Genomic DNA, 1,177 nt, shown 5'->3' with positions numbered 1-1,177 from the left:
GACTACCAGGGTATCTAATCCTGTTTGCTCCCCACGCTTTCGTGCATGAGCGTCAGTGCAGGCCCAGGGGATTGCCTTCGCCATCGGTGTTCCTCCGCATATCTACGCATTTCACTGCTACACGCGGAATTCCATCCCCCTCTGCCGCACTCCAGCTATACAGTCACTAATGCAGTTCCCAGGTTGAGCCCGGGGATTTCACATCTGTCTTATATAACCGCCTGCGCACGCTTTACGCCCAGTAATTCCGATTAACGCTTGCACCCTACGTATTACCGCGGCTGCTGGCACGTAGTTAGCCGGTGCTTATTCTTACGGTACCGTCATGGGCCCTCTTTATTAGAGAAGACCTTTTCGTTCCGTACAAAAGCAGTTTACAACCCGAAGGCCTTCATCCTGCACGCGGCATGGCTGGATCAGGCTTTCGCCCATTGTCCAAAATTCCCCACTGCTGCCTCCCGTAGGAGTCTGGGCCGTGTCTCAGTCCCAGTGTGGCTGGTCGTCCTCTCAGACCAGCTACAGATCGTCGGCTTGGTAAGCTTTTATCCCACCAACTACCTAATCTGCCATCGGCCGCTCCGTCCGCGCAAGGCCTTGCGGTCCCCTGCTTTCATCCGTAGATCGTATGCGGTATTAGCACAGCTTTCGCTGCGTTATCCCCCACGATCGGGCACGTTCCGATGTATTACTCACCCGTTCGCCACTCGTCAGCATCCGAAGACCTGTTACCGTTCGACTTGCATGTGTAAGGCATGCCGCCAGCGTTCAATCTGAGCCAGGATCAAACTCTACAGTTCGATCTTGTGTTTTTTGCCCCTTTCGAGGCCACTCATTAAAATCAAGAATTGAAGTGAACTTCACTTCTTTACTCTCATGAGCGTTTAAAGTCTTGCGACTTAGTTCCAAAGAACTTGGCAATCGCCTTCAAACGCCCACGCTTATCGGCTGTATATTTTTAAGGTTCCTGGCACAAGAGTCAGACCGAGGTCTTTCTTTTCTACCGACTTAGCTGCGATCAGCTGAGCCTTGAATTCTAACAGGATTTTTTATTTCCTGTCAATTCGAAGGGCTATTAAGAACTCTTCGAATCTCGCTTTCCGTCGCGCCGCCTAGCAGCACTTCCTTCCAGCGAAGCCTTGAATTATAGACCGGGTTTTTACCGACTTTCTTCAAAACT

1 rRNA gene is annotated in these 1,177 nt (G+C 51.2%); it reads right to left on the bottom strand.

The annotated features are described in order from the left end of the window. Nucleotides 1-797, bottom strand: a 16S ribosomal RNA gene (locus tag QZH66_RS16515); the annotation flags it as partial. Nucleotides 798-1,177 lie beyond the last annotated feature (380 nt).

Source organism: Stenotrophomonas sp. YIM B06876 (genome assembly GCF_030711595.1).
GTDB lineage: Bacteria > Pseudomonadota > Gammaproteobacteria > Xanthomonadales > Xanthomonadaceae > Stenotrophomonas.
The sequence above is the reverse complement of the archived record's forward strand: the minus strand, read 5'-3'. Positions and strand labels throughout refer to the sequence as shown.